17 protein-coding genes and 1 other RNA gene are annotated in these 17,809 nt (G+C 60.4%); 12 read left to right on the top strand and 6 right to left on the bottom strand.

All coding sequences use genetic code 11. The features are described 5' to 3' along the window. Window positions 1-33 precede the first annotated feature (33 nt). Window positions 34-1,056: a hypothetical protein gene (locus ACIQWS_RS11895; RefSeq protein WP_223612714.1), complete on the top strand. Its 1,023-nt coding sequence runs from the start codon at window positions 34-36 to the stop codon at window positions 1,054-1,056. Window positions 1,057-1,211: 155 nt separating this feature from the next. Here ACIQWS_RS11895 and ACIQWS_RS11890 read toward each other — a convergent pair whose 3' ends face one another. The 6 genes from ACIQWS_RS11890 to ACIQWS_RS11865 form a co-directional block, all read right to left on the bottom strand. Beyond that, window positions 1,212-1,868 carry a class I SAM-dependent methyltransferase gene (locus tag ACIQWS_RS11890; protein ID WP_403177005.1) on the bottom strand — a complete coding sequence of 219 codons (657 nt, stop codon included), beginning with the start codon at window positions 1,866-1,868 and terminating at the stop codon, window positions 1,212-1,214. A 5-nt stretch (window positions 1,869-1,873) separates the two neighbouring features. After that, the gene (locus ACIQWS_RS11885; RefSeq protein WP_403177000.1) at window positions 1,874-3,127 is read right to left on the bottom strand and encodes a DUF3419 family protein; all 1,254 of its coding nucleotides are present in this window, start codon (window positions 3,125-3,127) and stop codon (window positions 1,874-1,876) included. Between the two features lie 147 nt (window positions 3,128-3,274). Beyond that, complete coding sequence (locus ACIQWS_RS11880) at window positions 3,275-4,312, bottom strand: HlyD family secretion protein (protein ID WP_403176997.1); 1,038 nt, start codon at window positions 4,310-4,312, stop codon at window positions 3,275-3,277. Window positions 4,313-4,316: 4 nt separating this feature from the next. Then, complete coding sequence (locus ACIQWS_RS11875; RefSeq protein ID WP_346308166.1) at window positions 4,317-6,008, bottom strand: MFS transporter; 1,692 nt, start codon at window positions 6,006-6,008, stop codon at window positions 4,317-4,319. Then, on the bottom strand, window positions 6,005-6,448 hold the full coding sequence (locus tag ACIQWS_RS11870; protein WP_223612719.1) for a MarR family winged helix-turn-helix transcriptional regulator: 444 nt from the start codon (window positions 6,446-6,448) through the stop codon (window positions 6,005-6,007). The genes ACIQWS_RS11875 and ACIQWS_RS11870 overlap by 4 nt, the downstream gene beginning before the upstream one ends. 108 nt (window positions 6,449-6,556) lie before the next feature. Beyond that, window positions 6,557-7,063, bottom strand: a complete 507-nt coding sequence (locus ACIQWS_RS11865; protein WP_403176986.1) for a GNAT family N-acetyltransferase — start codon at window positions 7,061-7,063, stop codon at window positions 6,557-6,559. 212 nt (window positions 7,064-7,275) lie between these two features. Here ACIQWS_RS11865 and ACIQWS_RS11860 point away from each other — a divergent pair, with 212 nt between their 5' ends. The 11 genes from ACIQWS_RS11860 to ACIQWS_RS11810 all read left to right on the top strand — a co-directional run bounded on the left by ACIQWS_RS11860 (window position 7,276) and on the right by ACIQWS_RS11810 (window position 17,790). Further along, the gene (locus ACIQWS_RS11860; RefSeq protein ID WP_403176978.1) at window positions 7,276-7,665 is read left to right on the top strand and encodes a hypothetical protein; all 390 of its coding nucleotides are present in this window, start codon (window positions 7,276-7,278) and stop codon (window positions 7,663-7,665) included. A 131-nt stretch (window positions 7,666-7,796) separates the two neighbouring features. Further along, window positions 7,797-8,516 carry a DnaJ family molecular chaperone gene (locus ACIQWS_RS11855; protein WP_346308164.1) on the top strand — a complete coding sequence of 240 codons (720 nt, stop codon included), beginning with the start codon at window positions 7,797-7,799 and terminating at the stop codon, window positions 8,514-8,516. Continuing rightward, window positions 8,503-9,267, top strand: coding sequence for an N-acetylmuramoyl-L-alanine amidase (locus tag ACIQWS_RS11850; RefSeq protein ID WP_403176974.1), 765 nt, complete (start codon window positions 8,503-8,505; stop codon window positions 9,265-9,267). The genes ACIQWS_RS11855 and ACIQWS_RS11850 overlap by 14 nt, the downstream gene beginning before the upstream one ends. Before the next feature lie 213 nt (window positions 9,268-9,480). Beyond that, window positions 9,481-10,203 (top strand): lytic transglycosylase domain-containing protein, encoded by a 723-nt coding sequence (locus tag ACIQWS_RS11845; protein ID WP_403176971.1) that lies wholly within the window; start codon window positions 9,481-9,483, stop codon window positions 10,201-10,203. 93 nt (window positions 10,204-10,296) lie between these two features. Next, window positions 10,297-10,728, top strand: an RNA gene (rnpB, locus tag ACIQWS_RS11840) — RNase P RNA component class A. 507 nt (window positions 10,729-11,235) lie between these two features. Beyond that, complete coding sequence (gene mraZ, locus ACIQWS_RS11835) at window positions 11,236-11,700, top strand: division/cell wall cluster transcriptional repressor MraZ (RefSeq protein ID WP_346308161.1); 465 nt, start codon at window positions 11,236-11,238, stop codon at window positions 11,698-11,700. After that, the gene (gene rsmH, locus ACIQWS_RS11830) at window positions 11,700-12,707 is read left to right on the top strand and encodes a 16S rRNA (cytosine(1402)-N(4))-methyltransferase RsmH (protein ID WP_403176967.1); all 1,008 of its coding nucleotides are present in this window, start codon (window positions 11,700-11,702) and stop codon (window positions 12,705-12,707) included. The genes mraZ and rsmH overlap by 1 nt, the downstream gene beginning before the upstream one ends. Window positions 12,708-12,710: 3 nt before the next feature. Beyond that, window positions 12,711-13,151, top strand: a complete 441-nt coding sequence (locus tag ACIQWS_RS11825) for a hypothetical protein (protein WP_288192400.1) — start codon at window positions 12,711-12,713, stop codon at window positions 13,149-13,151. Between the two features lie 64 nt (window positions 13,152-13,215). Continuing rightward, on the top strand, window positions 13,216-14,877 hold the full coding sequence (locus ACIQWS_RS11820; RefSeq protein WP_288192470.1) for a penicillin-binding protein 2: 1,662 nt from the start codon (window positions 13,216-13,218) through the stop codon (window positions 14,875-14,877). A 13-nt stretch (window positions 14,878-14,890) separates the two neighbouring features. Further along, a complete protein-coding gene (locus ACIQWS_RS11815) occupies window positions 14,891-16,360 on the top strand; it encodes a UDP-N-acetylmuramoyl-L-alanyl-D-glutamate--2,6-diaminopimelate ligase (RefSeq protein WP_403176960.1) in 1,470 nt (489 codons plus the stop codon). Continuing rightward, window positions 16,357-17,790, top strand: a complete 1,434-nt coding sequence (locus ACIQWS_RS11810; protein WP_403176956.1) for a UDP-N-acetylmuramoylalanyl-D-glutamyl-2,6-diaminopimelate--D-alanyl-D-alanine ligase — start codon at window positions 16,357-16,359, stop codon at window positions 17,788-17,790. Before ACIQWS_RS11815 ends, ACIQWS_RS11810 begins: the two co-directional genes overlap by 4 nt. Window positions 17,791-17,809: the final 19 nt, after the last annotated feature.

Below are 17,809 nucleotides of genomic sequence, written 5' to 3'. Positions count from 1 at the left end.
CAGCACGGCCATTTGACCGATCCGGGGAAGCGTATGATCAGGAAAATTGGCTGGGCTGTACTTGTCATCTGCGTCATTGGCCTTGCCAATGCGACGGTGGCTGCATGGGTGACGATCGACCGGCCGGAGCTGGGGATCGGCAACAGCCATGCGGAAAACTGCGTTCGTCCCACGGTGCCGAGCTTCTGGAAGAACTACCGCGGCTATCCCGGCTACAACAACGAGCTGATTTCGGATTACTTCGGTGTCTATGCCGCCTATGCGTCGAACGTTTACAAGCCGATTGCCCGGCATCATTTTGACCTGAAGACCGAATATTTCGGCTGGGAGCCGTTTGGCGACCCCATCGCCAGGGCAGGCGGATTTTACGCGGAAGTCTATCGCCGCCGCAGTTCGGACCGCATGTCCTACATGATCGTGTTCCGCGGTGCCGACGGTCTGGCGAGCATTCCGGGGTTCATCAGCGAGCTGAGCTATTTCACCCAGATCATCAACCCATGGGATCAGTACCGCACCGCACGCCAGGAGTTTGCCAAGGTCAGGGCCGAGGCGCAGAAGAATTCGGACGGCTTGCCCATCGATTATATCGCCGTTGGGCATGAACTGGGCGGAGGCCTTGCCCGGCACATGGCTGCGGCGTTTCCGTGCACGGCGGCGATTGTCTTCAATTCGACGTTCGTATCGAATAATTTCCGGCTGACCGAGCCCTATGACGGGCAGGTCGTCGATCTTTTCGCCGATAACGACCTGTTGTCGCGGCTCGCCATCCTCTCGAACCCGCGTTCGTTCTACCGCATTTCCCGCACGCACCAGTGGTACCGCGTGCACAATACAGGTGCCATGGACGGCAGGCGCGGCATGTTCAAGACAGCGACGGCGATGGCGCGTATCCCGGTAATGTGCCTGCTGCGCAGCGATTGCGAGCTGCTGCAATCGCAAAGCGGCGATGAACTGGACCCTAATCCGCTCGGCGAGCGCACGTCCTCCAATATCACCAAGCTCTACTGCCTCGCTGCGCCAAGCTCGGTTGTCGCCAAGGGCGATCTCTGCAAATAGGGGGACAATCCTGTTGTGCGTGGTTCGACAAGCTCACCATGAGGGAGGTGGTTTGGCGGCAGTGCCAATCTGATAAGTTGCAGAATATGGCTCCCTGCAATCCTCAATCTCCCTCATGGTGAGCTTGTCGAACCACGCACGGCGGGATGATTGCCTCAGCCCGGGCGGCTGATGATCGAAATCCAGGCAAAGCCGCGATAGAGCCGTTGTGCTTCGGCGTGCGCGCCGGTGGCGGCTGCGATGTCCTGCGCAACCTCGAACAGGTTGTTGCGCGGCGTGACGTGATACCATTCGAGCCATTTGTAGAGGGCGGTTTTCGCGGCTCCGGGCAAGTCCGCGAGATCGCCGAAATCAACGATGTGCAGCTGGCCGCCGGGAGCCAGATGGTTGACCGCTTCGCGCATGACGCTTTCCCACTGCGGGATCATCGACACCGCATAGGAGATGAAAATCCGGTCAAACTGGGCGCGGCCGAACAGGGCGGACGGATCGAATTTCGCCGCATCGGCATAGGCAAGTTCGGTGCGCTCGCCCAGGCCGGCAGCCATCACCTTCTTGCGGGCTGTCGTCAGCATCTCATTGGAAATGTCGATGCCATAGAGCTTTGTCGTGGGATAGGCGGCTCCGGCCATGACCAGATTGCGCCCGGTACCGCAGCCGATCTCCAGGATGCTGCCATTGGCCGGCGGCATCAGGCCTGCGATCATCGGATCGCGTCCGAGCAGATAGTATTTGCGCGTGGCGTCATAAAAGTGGCGCTGGTGCCGGTAGACGCGATCCATCAGCGGTCCATGTTCGATCTTGGCAAACATCGGTATCAATCCTTGAGCAGATAGAGATGGAAGCCGCCATAGATGGACGACCGGTCGCGGGCATGCAGGTCGAGAGACTGTTCCTCCCGGTAATCCCAGCGCGCAAGCAGGGCGTCGTCGATGCGGCCCGGCAGGATGGTGGGCTCGGCCGCGGTGCGGAAAATGACGCGCGCGCCGGCAGCGGCCGTGCGGGTGATTTCATGCCAGAGTTCGTTCAGCTGCTTGTCGTTCATCCAGTCCTGCGCGTCGAGCAGGATGAAGCGGTCGACGGAACCTGCGGGCTTGGCCGCGAGGAACTCCGTCAACGATGCGTTGACGACGCTCATGCGCTCGGCGCGGTCGCGCACGTTCTCGAAATTGTTGCGCGAGAGATAGGGCGGCAGCGGGCCGGTTTCGGCATTGTCGCTGTAACCGCGCCCGAAGGCCTGCCACGCGAAATAGTTTTCCGACAGCGGGAAGCCGCAGGCGAGTTTTTCCAGGCGGCGGCGCAGCACCAGCGCCATGTTGCCGTCGCCTGCCGTTGCCAGTGCATCATACTGCTGCGGCGGGATGCCAAGGCCGAACAGCGAGGATTTGCGCTTGGTTGCCCAGCGCACCATCCGCTTGTCGAAAAGCGGGGCGAGGGCGCTGTCGAAATAGGCGCGCTGCTCTTCGATCGTCGCTGCCTTGAGGATGTCGCGGGGGTCGATGCCGTAGAGCCTGGCGACGCGGTGGCCCATGCCGATGAACAGTCCGAGCAGGCCATGCCGGTAGAGGTCACGCGAAAAGATGGTGATGCGCCGGCGGCCGGACAGCATCCGCTTTTCCCAATAGGCGCGGCTGGTGCCGTCGAGATGCGGCTGGATGAAGCGTTCATAGGCGGCAAGGTTCGCCTTGTCATCCGCCGTTCCGTAGAAGCGATAGAAGGCATCGTAGTTGGGCAGGCGGGTGACGGCGGCGAGTTTCAGGCGATTGAACGCCACGTGGGCCGTGTTCAGATCGACCGCCTCGACGCTGGCGGGATCGGCGGTCAGGTACGACATGGCATTGCAACCGCCCGACGCGATGGTAACGATCCGATGGCCGGAATGGATCTGCAGCGCCTCCATGTCGACCTCCGGGTCTTCCCATATCTGGGGATAGACGAGGCCCTTGAAGACATGGGCAAACAGCCGTTCGGAAAGTCCGGCTTTTGACAGGAGCCTGTTCTGGCGTACGGCGTTCTGAACTTTTTCATGCCGCGGCGCCGTGGCGCTGTCGGGCTGTTTCGCAAACGGCATTGGATCGAATCCCCTTTGTTGGAAATTCCTCTCCGCCTAACATCTCGATGTAACAAAGCCGTGACGGTTTTGAATCACATCCCTGCCGGATTGATTCAGCTTATGCGGCTAAACCCCCGTGGCATCGGAAAAAAACACCGCGCAAACCTATTTTTCCAGCTCGGTTCGCACCACGACCGACATGCCGGGCGCCAGATACTGCGCCAGGTCCTGGCCGGGATCGACGGAGATGCGCACGGAAATGCGCTGGGCAACCTTGGTGAAATTGCCGGTCGCATTGTCGGGCTTGAGCACGCTGAATTCCGAGCCGGTGGCCGGCGCGAAGCGCTCGACATGGCCGTTCAGGCGCTTGCGATTGAGTGCGTCCACCGTGAACGTCACGGGCTGGCCGATCCTGATATCGCTGAGCTGAGTTTCCTTGAAGTTGGCGATGATCCAGACATCCGGCGGCACCACGGCCATCAGCTGCGTTCCTGCGGTCACGTACTGCCCGAGTTTCGCACCCACTTCGCCAACCGTACCGTCGCGCGGTGCGAGGACTTTTGTGTTGGTCATGTCGATCTCGGCGAGATTGACGGCTGCCACGGCCCCGCTGACGGCGGCTTCCAGCGAGCCGCGGCTCACCTTGATGGTCTCCAGGTCCTGCTTGGAAACTTCCAGCGCGGCCTGCGCCTGGGTGACCGCCGACTGTGCCTGTTCCAGTGCGGTTTCAGCCTGATCGGCATCGCTCTTCGTCATGACGCCCTTGATGGCAAGCGGTTCGATGCGGGCCCAGTTGGCCTGCGTGCGCCGCAGGCCCGAATTGGCACTGTCGAGCTGTGCCTGGCTGGAACCGATACGCGCTTCCGCCGCCCGTTCCAACTGGGTCGAATTGCTGAGGGCTGCCTGCTGGCTTGCCAGTGTCGCCTTGGCCTGTTCGAGCTTCTGCGCATAGATGCGGTCATCGATCCGTACCAGCAGCTGTCCTTCCTTGACCTGCTGATAGTCCTGCACCGGCACGTCGACGATGTATCCGCTGAGCTGCGGGCTGATGAGGGTTACGTAGCCTTTGACATAGGCATTCTCGGTGATCTCGACATTGCTGTTGAAGGGCGGCAGCCGCCATGCATAGAGAACCAGCACAAGGCCGAGCAGGCCGAGAAGAATGGCGGTGAGGGTGGCGGTGTTGCGGAGCAATCGGGACATGATCTTATGAACTTGGTTGGGCGGTTTCGCCGGTCACGCGCGGAGCCATGAATTTTCCGGCGGCATAGCGAAAGCCGACATGGGTGAGAAGGGCGACGAGGGCAAAGAACGAGATCGCCGCAATGAGGAAGAATGCGTCGTTATAGGCAAGGATATTGGCTTCACGCGTCGTCTGCAGCGACAGGAGCGCGATCCCTTCGGCATTGAGCAGTGCCTTGTCGGTGATGACCCGGCCATAGCCGTTCGCCAGTTGCGTGACACGCTGGGCGACGAGCGGGTCGGACAGGACGATATGTTCGGCCAGCACGTTGGAGTGGAATTTCTCGCGGATCGTGACGAAGCTGCCGAAGACAGCGGTTCCGAGCAATCCGCCGAGGCTTTGCGTCGCCAGGAATACGATGATGAAATTGAGGATATAGCTCGGGCCCCGTTTCAGGGCGGAGGTAAGGCCGGCCGACATGGCGGGCGGCAGGAAGATAGCCGTGGCCGCCGCGATCAGCGCCTGGCTCAGATACATGTTGTCGGGGCGCGTCAGGTTTGTCGCCTGGCTGTCCATGTAGGAACCGACGATCAGGAAGACCAGCGCCACCGCGTGGATGGCCGGGCCGCGTTCCGGCTTCATCACCGCGGCGCAGCACAGGCCTGCTACGATCATCGACACCATCATCACCCCATAGAGCGCGGCGATCTGCTCGTTCAGCAAACCGAGGTTCTGGAAGAAATTGGTGGCGACGGTGGATTGCTCGGAAACGATCAGCCGGAACAGCAGGATCGTCCCCGCCAGATGCAGCATTTCCCGGCTGGCGATCCAGCGGATGTCGAGCAGGGGCTTTTCCCGGTTGAGTTCGATGACGACCGCCGTGGTGACCGTGATGACGGCAATGGCGAGAAGAATGCCGAGCCATGGCACTTCCGCCCACCAGTAGAGCCGCCCGGTCACGAGCACGACGGCGGTACAGCCAAAGCCGATGGCGATCAGCAGATAGCTTACAATGTCGAGCTTTTCGATGACCTTGGCGCGCGGCACGGGCGTGAGCGGCAGCAGGTAGATCGTGGCGAAGGCGATGAAGGCAAGCGATATCTCGAACATGTAGAGACCTTGCCATTGGCCGAATTCCAAAAGGGTGGGCGACAGCAGCCGGGCGAGCGGCGAGGCGAGCGAGATGTTGGTGAGGACGAGGCACACGGCGACGGTGAGTTTGCGCGCCGGCGGAAAGGCCTCCAGCATGTAGAGGAAGGCGAGGCTCGACATGGGCGATGCGGCAACGCCGCTGAAAAAGCGGATGATGATGGCCGATTGCAGGTCGGTGACGAACAGGTGCATCAGCGAAACGAGAACGAAACCGGCAATGCTCAGTTCGGCAAAGTTGCGCAAGCCATACTGGTTGCGGATTTTGATCAGTGCGACGGAAAGGCTGACATTCGGCGCCATATAGGCGGCGATCAGCCAGGTGGTTTCGGTATTCGTTGCGCCGAGATAACCCTGGATTTGCGCCACATTGGTGGCGATGAGGTTCATGCCCAGCCCTTGCGTGAGGGAGAGCAGCGTCGAGGCGGCGATATAGATGGCGGAGCGGTAGGGGCTGATGGCGGGTGGCGGGGCCGGCGGCGTTGCAGCGGGCAGCACCGCTTCCTCCGGCGGTTCCGGTTGCAGCTTCAGCGGGTCATACCCGACGAATTCTGCCTCGCGGATCATCCGTTCTGATCCTTGTCCATGTCGCCGATGTTGCGGTTGATGGCACGCATGACCTCAAGTCCGGCAACAAGTGCCGTCTCGTCCACGCCATTCAGAAACTCTGCGCGCAATTCCTGCGCCAGCTGGCTGACCTCGCTGGCCAGTTCCGCACCCAGCGGCGTCATGACGATCTGCTTGGCGCGGCGGTCGCCGTCCACGGAGCGCCGCTCGATAAAGCCCTGTTTTTCCAGGCCGTCGAGCAGCCGCACCATGGTGGGCGTTTCGATTTCCAATTCCTCCGCCAGATCCTTCTGGCTGAGGATTTCCATGCGGTCGAGCAGCATCATGGTCCGGGCGCGCGCAAAGGTAAGACCGCGCTGCTTGACCCGCGCATCGAACAATGTGCGGATCTTGCGGCTGACTTTCGAAAGCTCGTCAATATAGGTATCGCGGGGCGTCATCGGGGTCATATCATAGCCAGACAATAAGTAGTGTGCTAATTATTATCTGGCGATATAAACCCAATCCGTTTCATTTTCAAGATGGCGTGACGATTTTTGCCTGCGGTATCAGCGCAAATCGAGCCGCAGCAATTCATCATCGTAGGATTGGCTGTCGATACGCAGGGCATCCTTTTCAAAGCCGAAAACCGTGAAGCCCAATCCGAGATAGAGCGTGCGGGCGGGTAGATTGGCTGCCATGACCGTTGCGTGCAGCGTGTCGACGTGATCCCGGGCATGGCCGATGACCGCCATGGTCAGCTTCCTGCCAAGATCGTGGCCGCGCCAGTCCGCATGAACGAAAACGCCCCACAAGAGGCCCTTGTGCTTCTGTTTGACCTTGGCCGTCGTCGCGAAGCCGGCCATGCCGACCAGTTCGGTCCCGGCAAAGGCACCGAACACGGCATTGGGCCTGCCGTCGAGCATGCGCTCAATCTCGGCAGGCGTGCGGCCGACCTCATCCTCGTAGCTCGAGCCGAAACTTTCCGGTGTGCTCTGAAGGCCATGCAGGCGCAGGGCCTGGAAGGCGGCGGCATCGTGCGCCGTCAGGACACGAATCAAAGGGGTAGGAGACATGCGGGGCACTCTGCTGGCGTGGGATCGGATAGGGCAAGTTTTGCAAAAGAACAGGCTTGGCACAACCCACCGGAAACGCCGGGATTACTGCCCATTTTGCGGCTCTCCGATGAAAAGTTAACCGAACTTTAAAACAAGACCCAACTTTGCCTCAATTGAGGTAAGATAACTGCGTGAGGGACGTATTTGGTTGAAACGGAGAGGGTATACCCATGAACAGCAAACTACTTATTTCACTTGGTATGGTTTCGCTTCTTGCACTGACCGCTTGCGGCAAGAAGGAAGAGGAAAAGAAGGCTCCGGCAGCGACCGAACAGCCTGCTGCAACACCGGCCAAGCCTGCCGCTCCGGCAACGCCGTCCACAACGCAGGCTCCGGCGGCACCCGCAGCGCCAGCAGCGCCGATGAATGCGGCGGATACTCTGAAGAAGCTGAAAGAGCAGGCTGCGACCATGACGGCTGAGCAGAAACAGGCTGCTGTCGCCACCGCCCGCAAGGCTGCCGAAGATGCGGCCAAGGCTGCCGGCCAGACGGCCGACCAGATCAAGGCCGCCGCGGATGCTGCAGAAAAAGTCATGAAGGACACGCTCGGCGTTCAGTAAGAGCCGCTATCCCCGATAAGAATGGCCGGCTTCGCGCCGGCCATTCCATTTTGACAGGTGCGGCAACCGGTCTGCCCGGCTTGTTCCAGATGGCTCTCGCAATTGCGAAAGAATTTGAATAAAACAGTACCATGTCAATCTGGCGCCGTATCAGCGACTTCATTACCAGCACTGCCATCGATGCTTTCTCCAGCATCATCGAAGCCGTGCGCACGGCCTTCGAGGGAGACCCCGAAACCCGCAGGCGTGTCGCATTCTCCATCGCCATGATTGCGCTCTCGGCCAAAATGGCCAAGGCTGACGGTGTCGTCACCGAAGTCGAGGTCAAGGCATTTCACGAGATTTTCCATGTTCCGCCGCGCTACCAGGATCAGGTGACCCGGCTTTACAATCTCGCCAAGCAGGATGTGGCGGGTTACGAGACCTATGCGGCGCAACTGGCCTCCCTGTGCGGCACCGGCAAGCCGAACTGCAAGATGCTGGAAGATATTCTCGACGGCCTTTTCCACATCGCCAAGGCTGACGGCTCGCTGCATGACAAGGAACTGATCTTCTTGGGCACGGTCGCCGAGATTTTCGCGCTCGATGAAGACCAGTTCGACAGCATTCTGGCACGGCATGTCGGGCGGGGACAGGCGGACCCGTTTGTGGTTCTCGGTCTGGCGCGGGATGTCAGTTTCGAAGACGCCCGCAAGCGCTACAGGGCGCTGGTGCGGGAAAATCATCCGGACATGCTGATTGCCCGCGGCGTGCCGGAGGAATTCGTCGCTATTGCCAATCAGCGCATTGCCGCTATCAATGCGGCCTGGGAAAAAGTCGAAAAAGATTTGAAGGCATATGAACGCGTTTAAACCGGACCATTTACGCGCGGAAGTGCATCCCTCACCGAATTTTGGCCCGCGCAAGGACGGCAAGCATCCGTCCTATCTCGTCCTGCATTATACCGGCATGGAAACCGGGGAGGCGGCCGAGGGCTGGCTGACCAATCCGCAAAGCGAAGTTTCCGCCCACTACGTCGTGCACGAGGACGGGCGCGTCGTTCAGCTCGTGCCGGAAAGCCAGCGCGCCTGGCATGCCGGACAAAGCTCCTGGAAGGGCGAGACGGATATCAATTCCCGCTCCATCGGCATCGAGATCGTCAATGGCGGACCGCTGCTGAATTTCCCCGATTTCGGCGATGCGCAGATCGACGCGGTGATTGACCTGTGCAAGGGGATTGTGTCACGCCACAAGATGCGCCCGGAAAACGTGCTTGCCCACTCTGATATCGCGCCCGCACGCAAGATCGATCCGGGTGAAAAATTCCCGTGGCCGATCCTCTACAATGCTGGCGTGGGGCACTGGGTACAGCCATCGCCGGTTCGCGGCGGACGCTTCTTTTCCCTCGGCGACCAGGGTCAGCCGGTCGAGGCTTTGCAGAGCATGCTGGCGCTCTACGGCTATGATGTGCCGATCGACAGTGTGTTCGGACGGTCGACAGAATTAGGCATTTTAGCGTTCCAGCGCCACTTTCGCCCGGAAAAAGTCGACGGAGTCGCCGACATGTCAACCATCGAAACCCTGCACCGGGTACTTTCCGCACTTCCCGCGCTTCATGCTTAACTCTCTGTAAAAAAACGCTTTCCCGGCGTTTATTTGTGCACTGCAACCTATATATTTCAATGTGTTACACTTTGTTATTTGGCCGACCCATATTCGGCTGCATTGGACCGTCACATCCTTGGACATTGTTCCGGTAATGCCCTTTTAGATTTTTGGCGCGGAACGGGGTCCGGCAGTGCGCTCGTATTGCCCAAGCGATTTAGACGGAAAACGATGACAAAAAAATTTGGTATGATTCTCGCCCTTGTTGGGGCGACGGCCTTCTTTGGCGCAAATTCAGCATACAGCAGTCCGGCAGAGCCGACAAACCTGATGGACTACCTCAAGGCCAAGCGGGCCGCAGCGGAAAAGGATAAAGAAGGCGGGAAATCCGCCAAGACTGTCCAGGCAGCAAGCAAGGGTAAAAAGAGCGTCGTAAAGGCCCATGCCAGCAAAAAGACCCTGGCGTCATCCAAGCGTCCGGTTGTCGAAACCAAGGTCCGGCTCAGAACCAAGGTGCGCCACAGGAATCTCGCCAATGTCGACACGATGACAACGGGCAGCATCCCATCGGCCGCCGGATCGATGAAATATACGACGATCATCAATTCCTACGCCGCGTCCTACGGCGTCCCGGCCTCCCTCGCCAATGCCGTGGTCCGGGTGGAAAGCAACTACCGCGCCGACATGACCGGCAGCGCCGGCGAAATCGGCCTGATGCAGATCAAGCTCGAAACGGCGCGCGGCCTTGGCTATACCGGTAGCCGCCAGGCGCTCTATAATCCCGAAACCAATATCCGCTGGGGCATGAAGTATCTTGCCGGGGCGCACAAGCTCGGCAACGGCACGACCTGCGGCACCATCCTGCGCTACAATGCCGGTCATGGCGCAACGCGCATGAATCCGGTCTCGGCCAACTACTGCGCCAAGGTGAAAATGGAAATGGCTTCCAACTAAAACCGTTGGAGATCGTTACAAAGATGAAGGCCGGATAACCAATCCGGCCTTTTTCATTTGCGTTTTTGCTGCGAAACCCTTTTATACGCTTCGTCAGCTGGCCGGGCAGCCGCGCGTGTCAAAAGCCGAAAGGCGGCACGTGAGGAAAGTCCGGGCTCCAGGGAAACACGGTGCCGGATAACGTCCGGCGGGGGCGACCCCAGGGAAAGTGCCACAGAAAGGAAACCGCCCCGTCTTTCGTTGCGCCGGATCATTGCCGGTTGGGCGCAAGGAATGACGGGGTAAGGGTGAAAGGGTGGGGTAAGAGCCCACCGCGTTGCTGGTAACAGGAACGGCAAGGTAAACCCCACCGGGAGCAAAACCGAATAGGGACGGCGTGTCAGGCGAAAGCCTGGCGATCAGTTTCCGGTCAGTCGTCCGGGTAGGTTGCAGGAGGCGGATGGCAACATCCGTCCAAGATGAATGGCTGCCGCGCCGGACGCAAGTCCGGCCATACAGAACCCGGCTTACAGGCCAGCTGACACTTCATCCTTCTTACGGTTGCCCGCGACTGCAGATGCATCGTGCGTGGTTCGACAAGCTCACCATGAGGAAAGATGAGGATTGCAGGAAGCCAAGTTCTGCGATCTTTCCGATTGGGCTTGTCACCAAATCACTTCCCTCGTGGTGAGCTTGTCGAACCACGCACGACGCCTCCGCAAAGGCTTCAATCATACCGCCCAACCGGTTTCCTAACCGTTCATTAAGCTTAATGAGCCATAAATTCAGAATCGCCGGAAGTGCGTCTGATTGCAGGCTTGCTCCCACCATGTGTTCTCTAATCCCATTGACGCCCATAGTACCCCATGATATCGATTGGTTTCATCAGTAGCGTTCAGTCGACACGGTGTTTCCCGACATTGGATTTGGCATGCCAGGGCTTGCATTCGGCCCGTTCGGCCAATGCTTCCGCGGCTATTGATGGGGCTCCCAGGGGTGGAGCAGGGGTAGAAATGAAACAGGCCTTCGTGGCGGAAACGGCGGTGTTGCGTTTTGAACCGGTTCCTCGGACATGTAACGAACAGGATCGATGCGAAGGGACGGGTTTCCGTACCGGCGCATTTCCGTTCGATCATCCAGCAGGCCGGCCACACGGAACTGTACGCCCTGCGCTCCCTGCATCTTCCTGCCCTCGATGCGGGCGGACCGGATCTGCTGACGCGCTTCGACAAGCGGCTGGAGAGCGAGGATCCCTTCGCCGAAATGGCAGACGATATGTCTTTCTACCTGCATGCGGATGGCGGCTTTCTCAAGCTGGACGCGGATGGACGGATCACGGTGACGGATTTCCTGCGCGAGCATACGGGCATCACGACCGATGTGACCTTTGCGGGGGCGAACACGCATTTTCAGATGTGGCAGCCGGAGCAGTTCGAAACGCATCGGGCAAAGGTACGTCAACGCCTGATGGAGCGGCGGCGGCTGGAAAATCTGGACAATCAGACAGGAAACAGGTGATGGCGGGTGCGGGCGGTCAGGATGAAGCGCGCCACATACCCGTCCTGCTCGATGAAGTCATCGCCGCACTGAAGCCTGGTCCCGGTCAATTGATCATCGACGGCACGTTCGGTGCAGGTGGTTATACCCGCCGTATTCTCGATACCGGCGCATCGGTGACGGCTATCGACCGCGATCCCTCGGCTATCGAAGCCGGGCGGGCGCTGGAAAAGGCCCATGCGGGCCGCCTCACGCTCGTGCAGGGCACTTTCTCGACACTGGATCAGGTTGCATTGCTGGGTGCTCCCGACGGCATCGTGCTGGACATCGGCGTGTCCTCCATGCAGATCGACGAGGCCGAGCGCGGCTTTTCCTTCCAGAAGGACGGGCCGCTCGACATGCGCATGTCAAGTTCAGGGCCAAGTGCCGCCGACGTGGTCAACCGCCTCAAGACGGGCGATCTTGCCCGCATCTTCAATTTCCTCGGCGAGGAGCGCCATGCGGGCCGCATCGCGCGCATGATCGAAAAGCGCCGCACCACCGAGCCGTTTCACCGCACCCGCGATCTGGCCAATGCCATCGAGGCGCTGGTCGGGCGCAATCCGAAGATTCCGATCCATCCGGCGACGCGCGTGTTTCAGGCGCTGCGCATTTTCGTCAATGACGAACTGGGCGAACTCGTTCGCGCGCTGCATGCGGCCGAGCGGGCGCTCAAGCCGGGCGGCCGCCTGGTTGTCGTGACCTTCCATTCGCTCGAGGACCGCATCGTCAAGCGCTTCTTCAATGACCGCGCCGGTTCGAGCGGCGGTTCGCGCCATCTGCCGCAGGTGCAGGTGCGCCTGGCAAGCTTCACCCCCATCGGCAAGGGCGTGGTTGCGCCGACCGAGGCGGAGACGGAAAGCAATCCGCGTGCGCGCTCGGCCAAGCTGCGTGCTGCCATCCGCACCGAAAACCCGCCGCTGGCTGAAGATCATTCGATCTACGGCCTGCCCAATCTTCCGCATTTTCATGAAACGGCGAGGAGCTGATCCATGCTGCGCACCTTCGACATCATATTGATCGGGCTGATGATCGCAGCGGCCGGCATCACCTATAAAATCAAGCACGATGCTGAAAAGCAGATGACGGAAGTGCACAAGATCCAGCGGATGATCGCCGACGAGAAGGATACGATTGATCTCCTGAAGGCCGACTGGAGCCTGCTGACGCAGCCCAACCGCCTACAGAAGCTGGTTGCCTCCTTCCAGGGCCAGCTCAACCTGCAGCCGGTCGAGGCGCAGCAGATCGCCAACATCAACGAGATTCCGAAAGCCAAACCCGCCGCCGAAAAGATCGATGACGTCGCCAACCTCATCACCGAGGCCGATGCGGGGCCTGCCGTGAAAAAGACCGATACGATCAAGACCGGCAGCGTGCGCAGGGCAACCGTTGCGGCCGTCCCCGGCGCGAAACCGAAGGGGGCTGCGCATTAAGATGGGCATCTGGATCAAGCGGAAAGCAGCGCAGCTGGAAAACGGAACGGCACCGGCATTCGAAATGGATGCGCGCAAGAAGAAGACGGGCAATCGCGCGCGCAACCGCGTGATGATGGCCATGATCTGCTTTATCGGCATTTATGGCGTCATCAGCGGACGCCTGATTTTCTACGGGATGCAGGAAGATACCACCGGCTATAACGGTCCGACCGGCACCGTTCTGGCCTCGCGGCCGGATATTCTCGACCGCAACGGCGAAGTGCTAGCAACCGATATCAAGACCGCATCGCTCTATGCCGAGCCGCGCAAGATCATCGATCCCGATGAGGCCTATGAACTGCTGTCGACCGTCCTGCCGGATCTCAATTTCGAACAGACCTACAGCCGCCTGAAGAGCGGCGCAGGCTTTGCCTGGCTGAAGCGCGGCCTGACACCGCAGCAGAAGAGCCAGATCATGGCGCTGGGCATTCCCGGCATCGGCTTCCGCACGGAAAAATCACGCTTCTATCCCGGTGGCCCGACGGCGTCGCATATCCTTGGTCTCGTCAATATCGACAATCAGGGCATTGCCGGCATGGAGAAGTACATCGACTCGCAGGGGCTGTCGGATCTGCGCGATGTCGGCCTTGCGGACGGGCGTTCGCTGGCGCCGGTGCGCCTGTCTATCGATTTGCGCGTCCAGCACGTGGTGCGCGACGTCGTGGTCAATGCGATGCAGAAATACCGCGCCATTGCGGCGGGTGCCGTTGTTCTCAACGTCAATACCGGCGAAGTGATGGCCATGGCCTCGGCGCCGGATTTTGATCCGAACAACCCGTTCAATGCGCTCGACAAGGACCACCTCAACCGCATGTCCGCCGGTCTCTACGAGATGGGCTCGACGATCAAGAGTTTCACCACCGCCATGTCGCTCGACCACGGGGCGACGCTGAACACGACCTATGATGCGACACGCCCGATCACCATCGGCCGCCAGACGATCCACGATTTCCATGGCAAGGCGCGTGTGCTGACCCTGCCGGAAGTTTTCGTCTTCTCCTCCAACATCGGCTCGGCGCGGGAAGCCGATGCGGTGGGCATCGAAAATCACCGGGCGTTCCTGACGCGTCTCGGCCTGCTCGATCCGATGAAGACGGAACTGCCGGAGGTCGCCAAGCCCTATTCGCCGAAAGTGTGGAAGAAGGTGAATTCGATCACGATCTCCTTCGGCCACGGCATGGCCACGACACCGCTGCAGACGGCGGTCGGCGCCGCGGCGCTGGTCAATGGCGGCCGGCTGATCGAACCGACTTTCCTGCCGCGTACGCTGGAACAGGCACAGACCATGGCCGAACAGGTCATCAAGCCGAAAACCAGCGATGACATGCGCTATCTCTACAAGCTCAACGGCGATACCGGCTCGGGCCGCAACGCCAACGTCAAGGGCTACCGCGTCGGCGGCAAGACCGGAACGGCGGACAAGGTCGTCAATGGCCGCTATGCCAAGGATCTGCGGTTCAACGCCTTCGTGGCGGCCTTTCCGATCGAAAAACCGGAATATGTCGTTTTGACCATTATCGACGAACCAAAGCCTGCCGAAGGGCAGAGCAGCGGTATCGCAGCCTTCAACGCGGCACCCATGGTGGCGGAAATTATCCGCAGATCCGCATCGTTTCTCGGGGTAAAGCCCGATTTCGGCCAACAAGTCGCGCCATTGCAGGTTTCCTACGACAGTGATGAGTAAAGCAGATTCGGTCATGAAACTGAAAGAATTGAACGGCATACCTGCCCTGGCAATCTCCGAATTCGGGGAAACGACGATCAATGGCCTGACTTCCGATTCGCGTGAGGTCAAGCCCGGTTTCCTCTTCGCGGCCCTGAAAGGCTCGAAGGCGGACGGCAGCGTTTATGCCGCCGATGCAGCAAAACGCGGCGCTGCGATCATCGTTGCCGCCAGCGATTCCAAGCTGAGCAACGTCTCCGCCCCGATCATCTATGTGGACGATCCGCGCCGGGCCCTCGCGCTTGCGGCTGCCAGCTTCTACCGGGTGCAGCCGGATGTGATGGTCGCCATCACCGGCACCAGCGGCAAGACATCGGTGGCATCCTTCACCCGCCAGATCTGGGCCAATGCCGGTTTCGCCTCGGCCAGCATCGGCACGACAGGCGTGGTTTCGCCGACGCGCAATGATTACGGTTCGCTGACCACGCCCGACCCCGTCGAGCTGCACAAGCTGCTGAGCGAGCTGGTGGAAGAGGGTGTCACCCATGCGGCCATGGAAGCCTCGTCGCATGGCCTTGACCAGCGCCGCCTCGATGGTGTGAAGCTGTCGGCCGGTGCTTTCACCAATCTTGGCCGTGACCACATGGATTATCATCCGACGGTCGAGGAATATCACGCCGCCAAACTGCGTCTGTTCAGGGAACTGCTGCCGAAGGGCGCGCCCGCCGTCATTTTCGCTGACGATCCCTTTTCCAAGCCGACCATTGCGGCGGCCACCGAAGCCGGTTGCAAGGTGCTGACGGTCGGCCGCAAGGGCGAATTCATCACGCTGAAGCGTGTCGAGCATGAGCGGTTCCGCCAGCATGTGGAAGTGCAGATTGCCGGCGAGATCTTTGAGATCACCCTGCCGCTGGCGGGAGATTTCCAGGTGGCCAATGGTCTTGTGGCCGCAGGGCTTGCCATTGCCACCGGAGTTCCCGCTGCTGCGGCCATGCGCGGCCTTGAGCGGCTCAAGGGCGCGCCGGGACGGCTCGATCTTGTCGGTGCGACGGAAGAGGGGGCGCCCGCCTATGTCGATTACGCCCACAAGCCCGATGCGCTGGAAAACGTGCTCACCTCGGTCCGTCCCTTCACGACAGGGCGCGTCATTGTGGTGTTCGGCTGCGGCGGCGACCGCGATAAGGGCAAGCGCCCGATGATGGGCGAAATCGCCACCCGCCTTGCCGATGTCGTCATTGTGACCGACGACAATCCGCGCTCGGAAGTTCCCGCCACCATCCGCGCTGAAATTCTCGCCGCCGCTCCCGGCGCGCAGGAGATCGGCGACCGGCATGAGGCGATCCGCGTGGCGGTTGCCATGATGAAATCCGGCGATACGCTGATTGTCGCGGGCAAGGGCCATGAAGAAGGCCAGACCGTCGGCACCGTTGTGCTGCCGTTCTCCGATCACACGGAAGTCGCCCAGGCCCTGAAGGACCGTCTGGCCCGGGAGCGCAATCCATGAGTTTGCTCTGGACCTCCGAAGCCATGATTGAGGCCATGAACGGCCGTCCGGTTGGGGCGCTGCCCGAAGGCATTACCGGAATTTCGATTGATACGCGCACCCTGCGCAAGGGTGAGGCGTTCTTCGCCATCAAGGGCGATGCGCTCGACGGGCATGATTTTGCCACGGCAGCGGTGGCCGCCGGTGCGGCACTGCTCGTGGTTGCGGAAGTGAAGCTGCCTGCGCTCGGCAAGCTGAAGACCCCGATGATCGTGGTCGATGACGTGCTGGCAGCCATGACGCGGCTCGGCCTTGCTGCGCGCGAACGCTCCCATGCCCAGATCATCGCCGTGACCGGCTCCGTCGGCAAGACGACCACCAAGGAAGCGCTGCGGCACGTTCTGGCGGATTCGGGCAAGGTGCATGCATCGGTTGCCTCGTTCAACAATCACTGGGGTGTGCCGCTGACGCTCGCCCGCATGCCCGAGGACACGGATTACGGTGTTTTTGAAATCGGCATGAACCATGCGGACGAGATTCGCCCGCTGGTGAAGATGGTTCGCCCGCACGTGGCAATCGTCACGCTGATCGCTCCGGCGCATCTTGGACATTTCAAGAACCTGCAGGAAATCGCGACGGCAAAAGCCGAGATTTTTGAAGGGCTTGTGCCCGGCGGCTATGCCTTGCTCAATCGCGACGACAAGCACTACAAGCTTCTGGAAACGCTGGCGCGCAATGCTGGTGTCGAGCACATCAAGAGTTTTGGTGAAAATGCCCGGGCGGATTACCGCCTGCGCGCGCTCAAGCTGCACGATGCCTGCTCCTGCATGACCGTGCGGCTCGCCGGTGCGGAAGCCGTCGTCAAGGTCGGTGCTCCGGGCAGGCACATCGTGCAGAACGTCCTGGCAGTGCTCGGCGCGGCGCATCTGACCGGCGCCGACATGACCAAGGTTACGCTGGCGCTGGCATCGCTGCGGCCGGAAAGCGGGCGCGGTGCGCGCCATCTGCTCGAAATCGGCAACGGCACGTTCACGCTGATCGATGAGAGCTACAACGCCAATCCGGCTTCGGTGCGCGCGTCGATAGAGCTTCTGGCTGCCGCCGTGCCCACGGGCAAGGGGCGCCGCATTGCCGTGCTCGGCGACATGCTGGAGCTCGGCAAGCAGGCGCCGAAGCTGCATGCGGACCTGGCGCCGGTCATCACGGCCAATCATATCAACATGGTTTTTCTTGGCGGACCTGAAATGGCGGCGCTTAAAGCCGCCTTGCCGGTTGAATTTCACGCCGAATACAGGCAGAGCGTCGACGAATTGCAGTCAAATCTGCTGAACACGATCAGGGCCGGTGATGTGATCATGATCAAATCATCGAAAGGAATCGGTTTTGTCCGGATCGTCAAGGCAATCCTACAGAAGTACAACGCCGTGGAGCCCGCCGGTCCTGCCGAGTGAGCTTACGGGATGGGGACAT

Origin of the sequence: Phyllobacterium sp. NPDC097923, from assembly GCF_044760925.1 — a bacterium.
Taxonomy (GTDB): domain Bacteria; phylum Pseudomonadota; class Alphaproteobacteria; order Rhizobiales; family Rhizobiaceae; genus Phyllobacterium; species Phyllobacterium calauticae.
The sequence above is the reverse complement of the archived record's forward strand: the minus strand, read 5'-3'. Positions and strand labels throughout refer to the sequence as shown.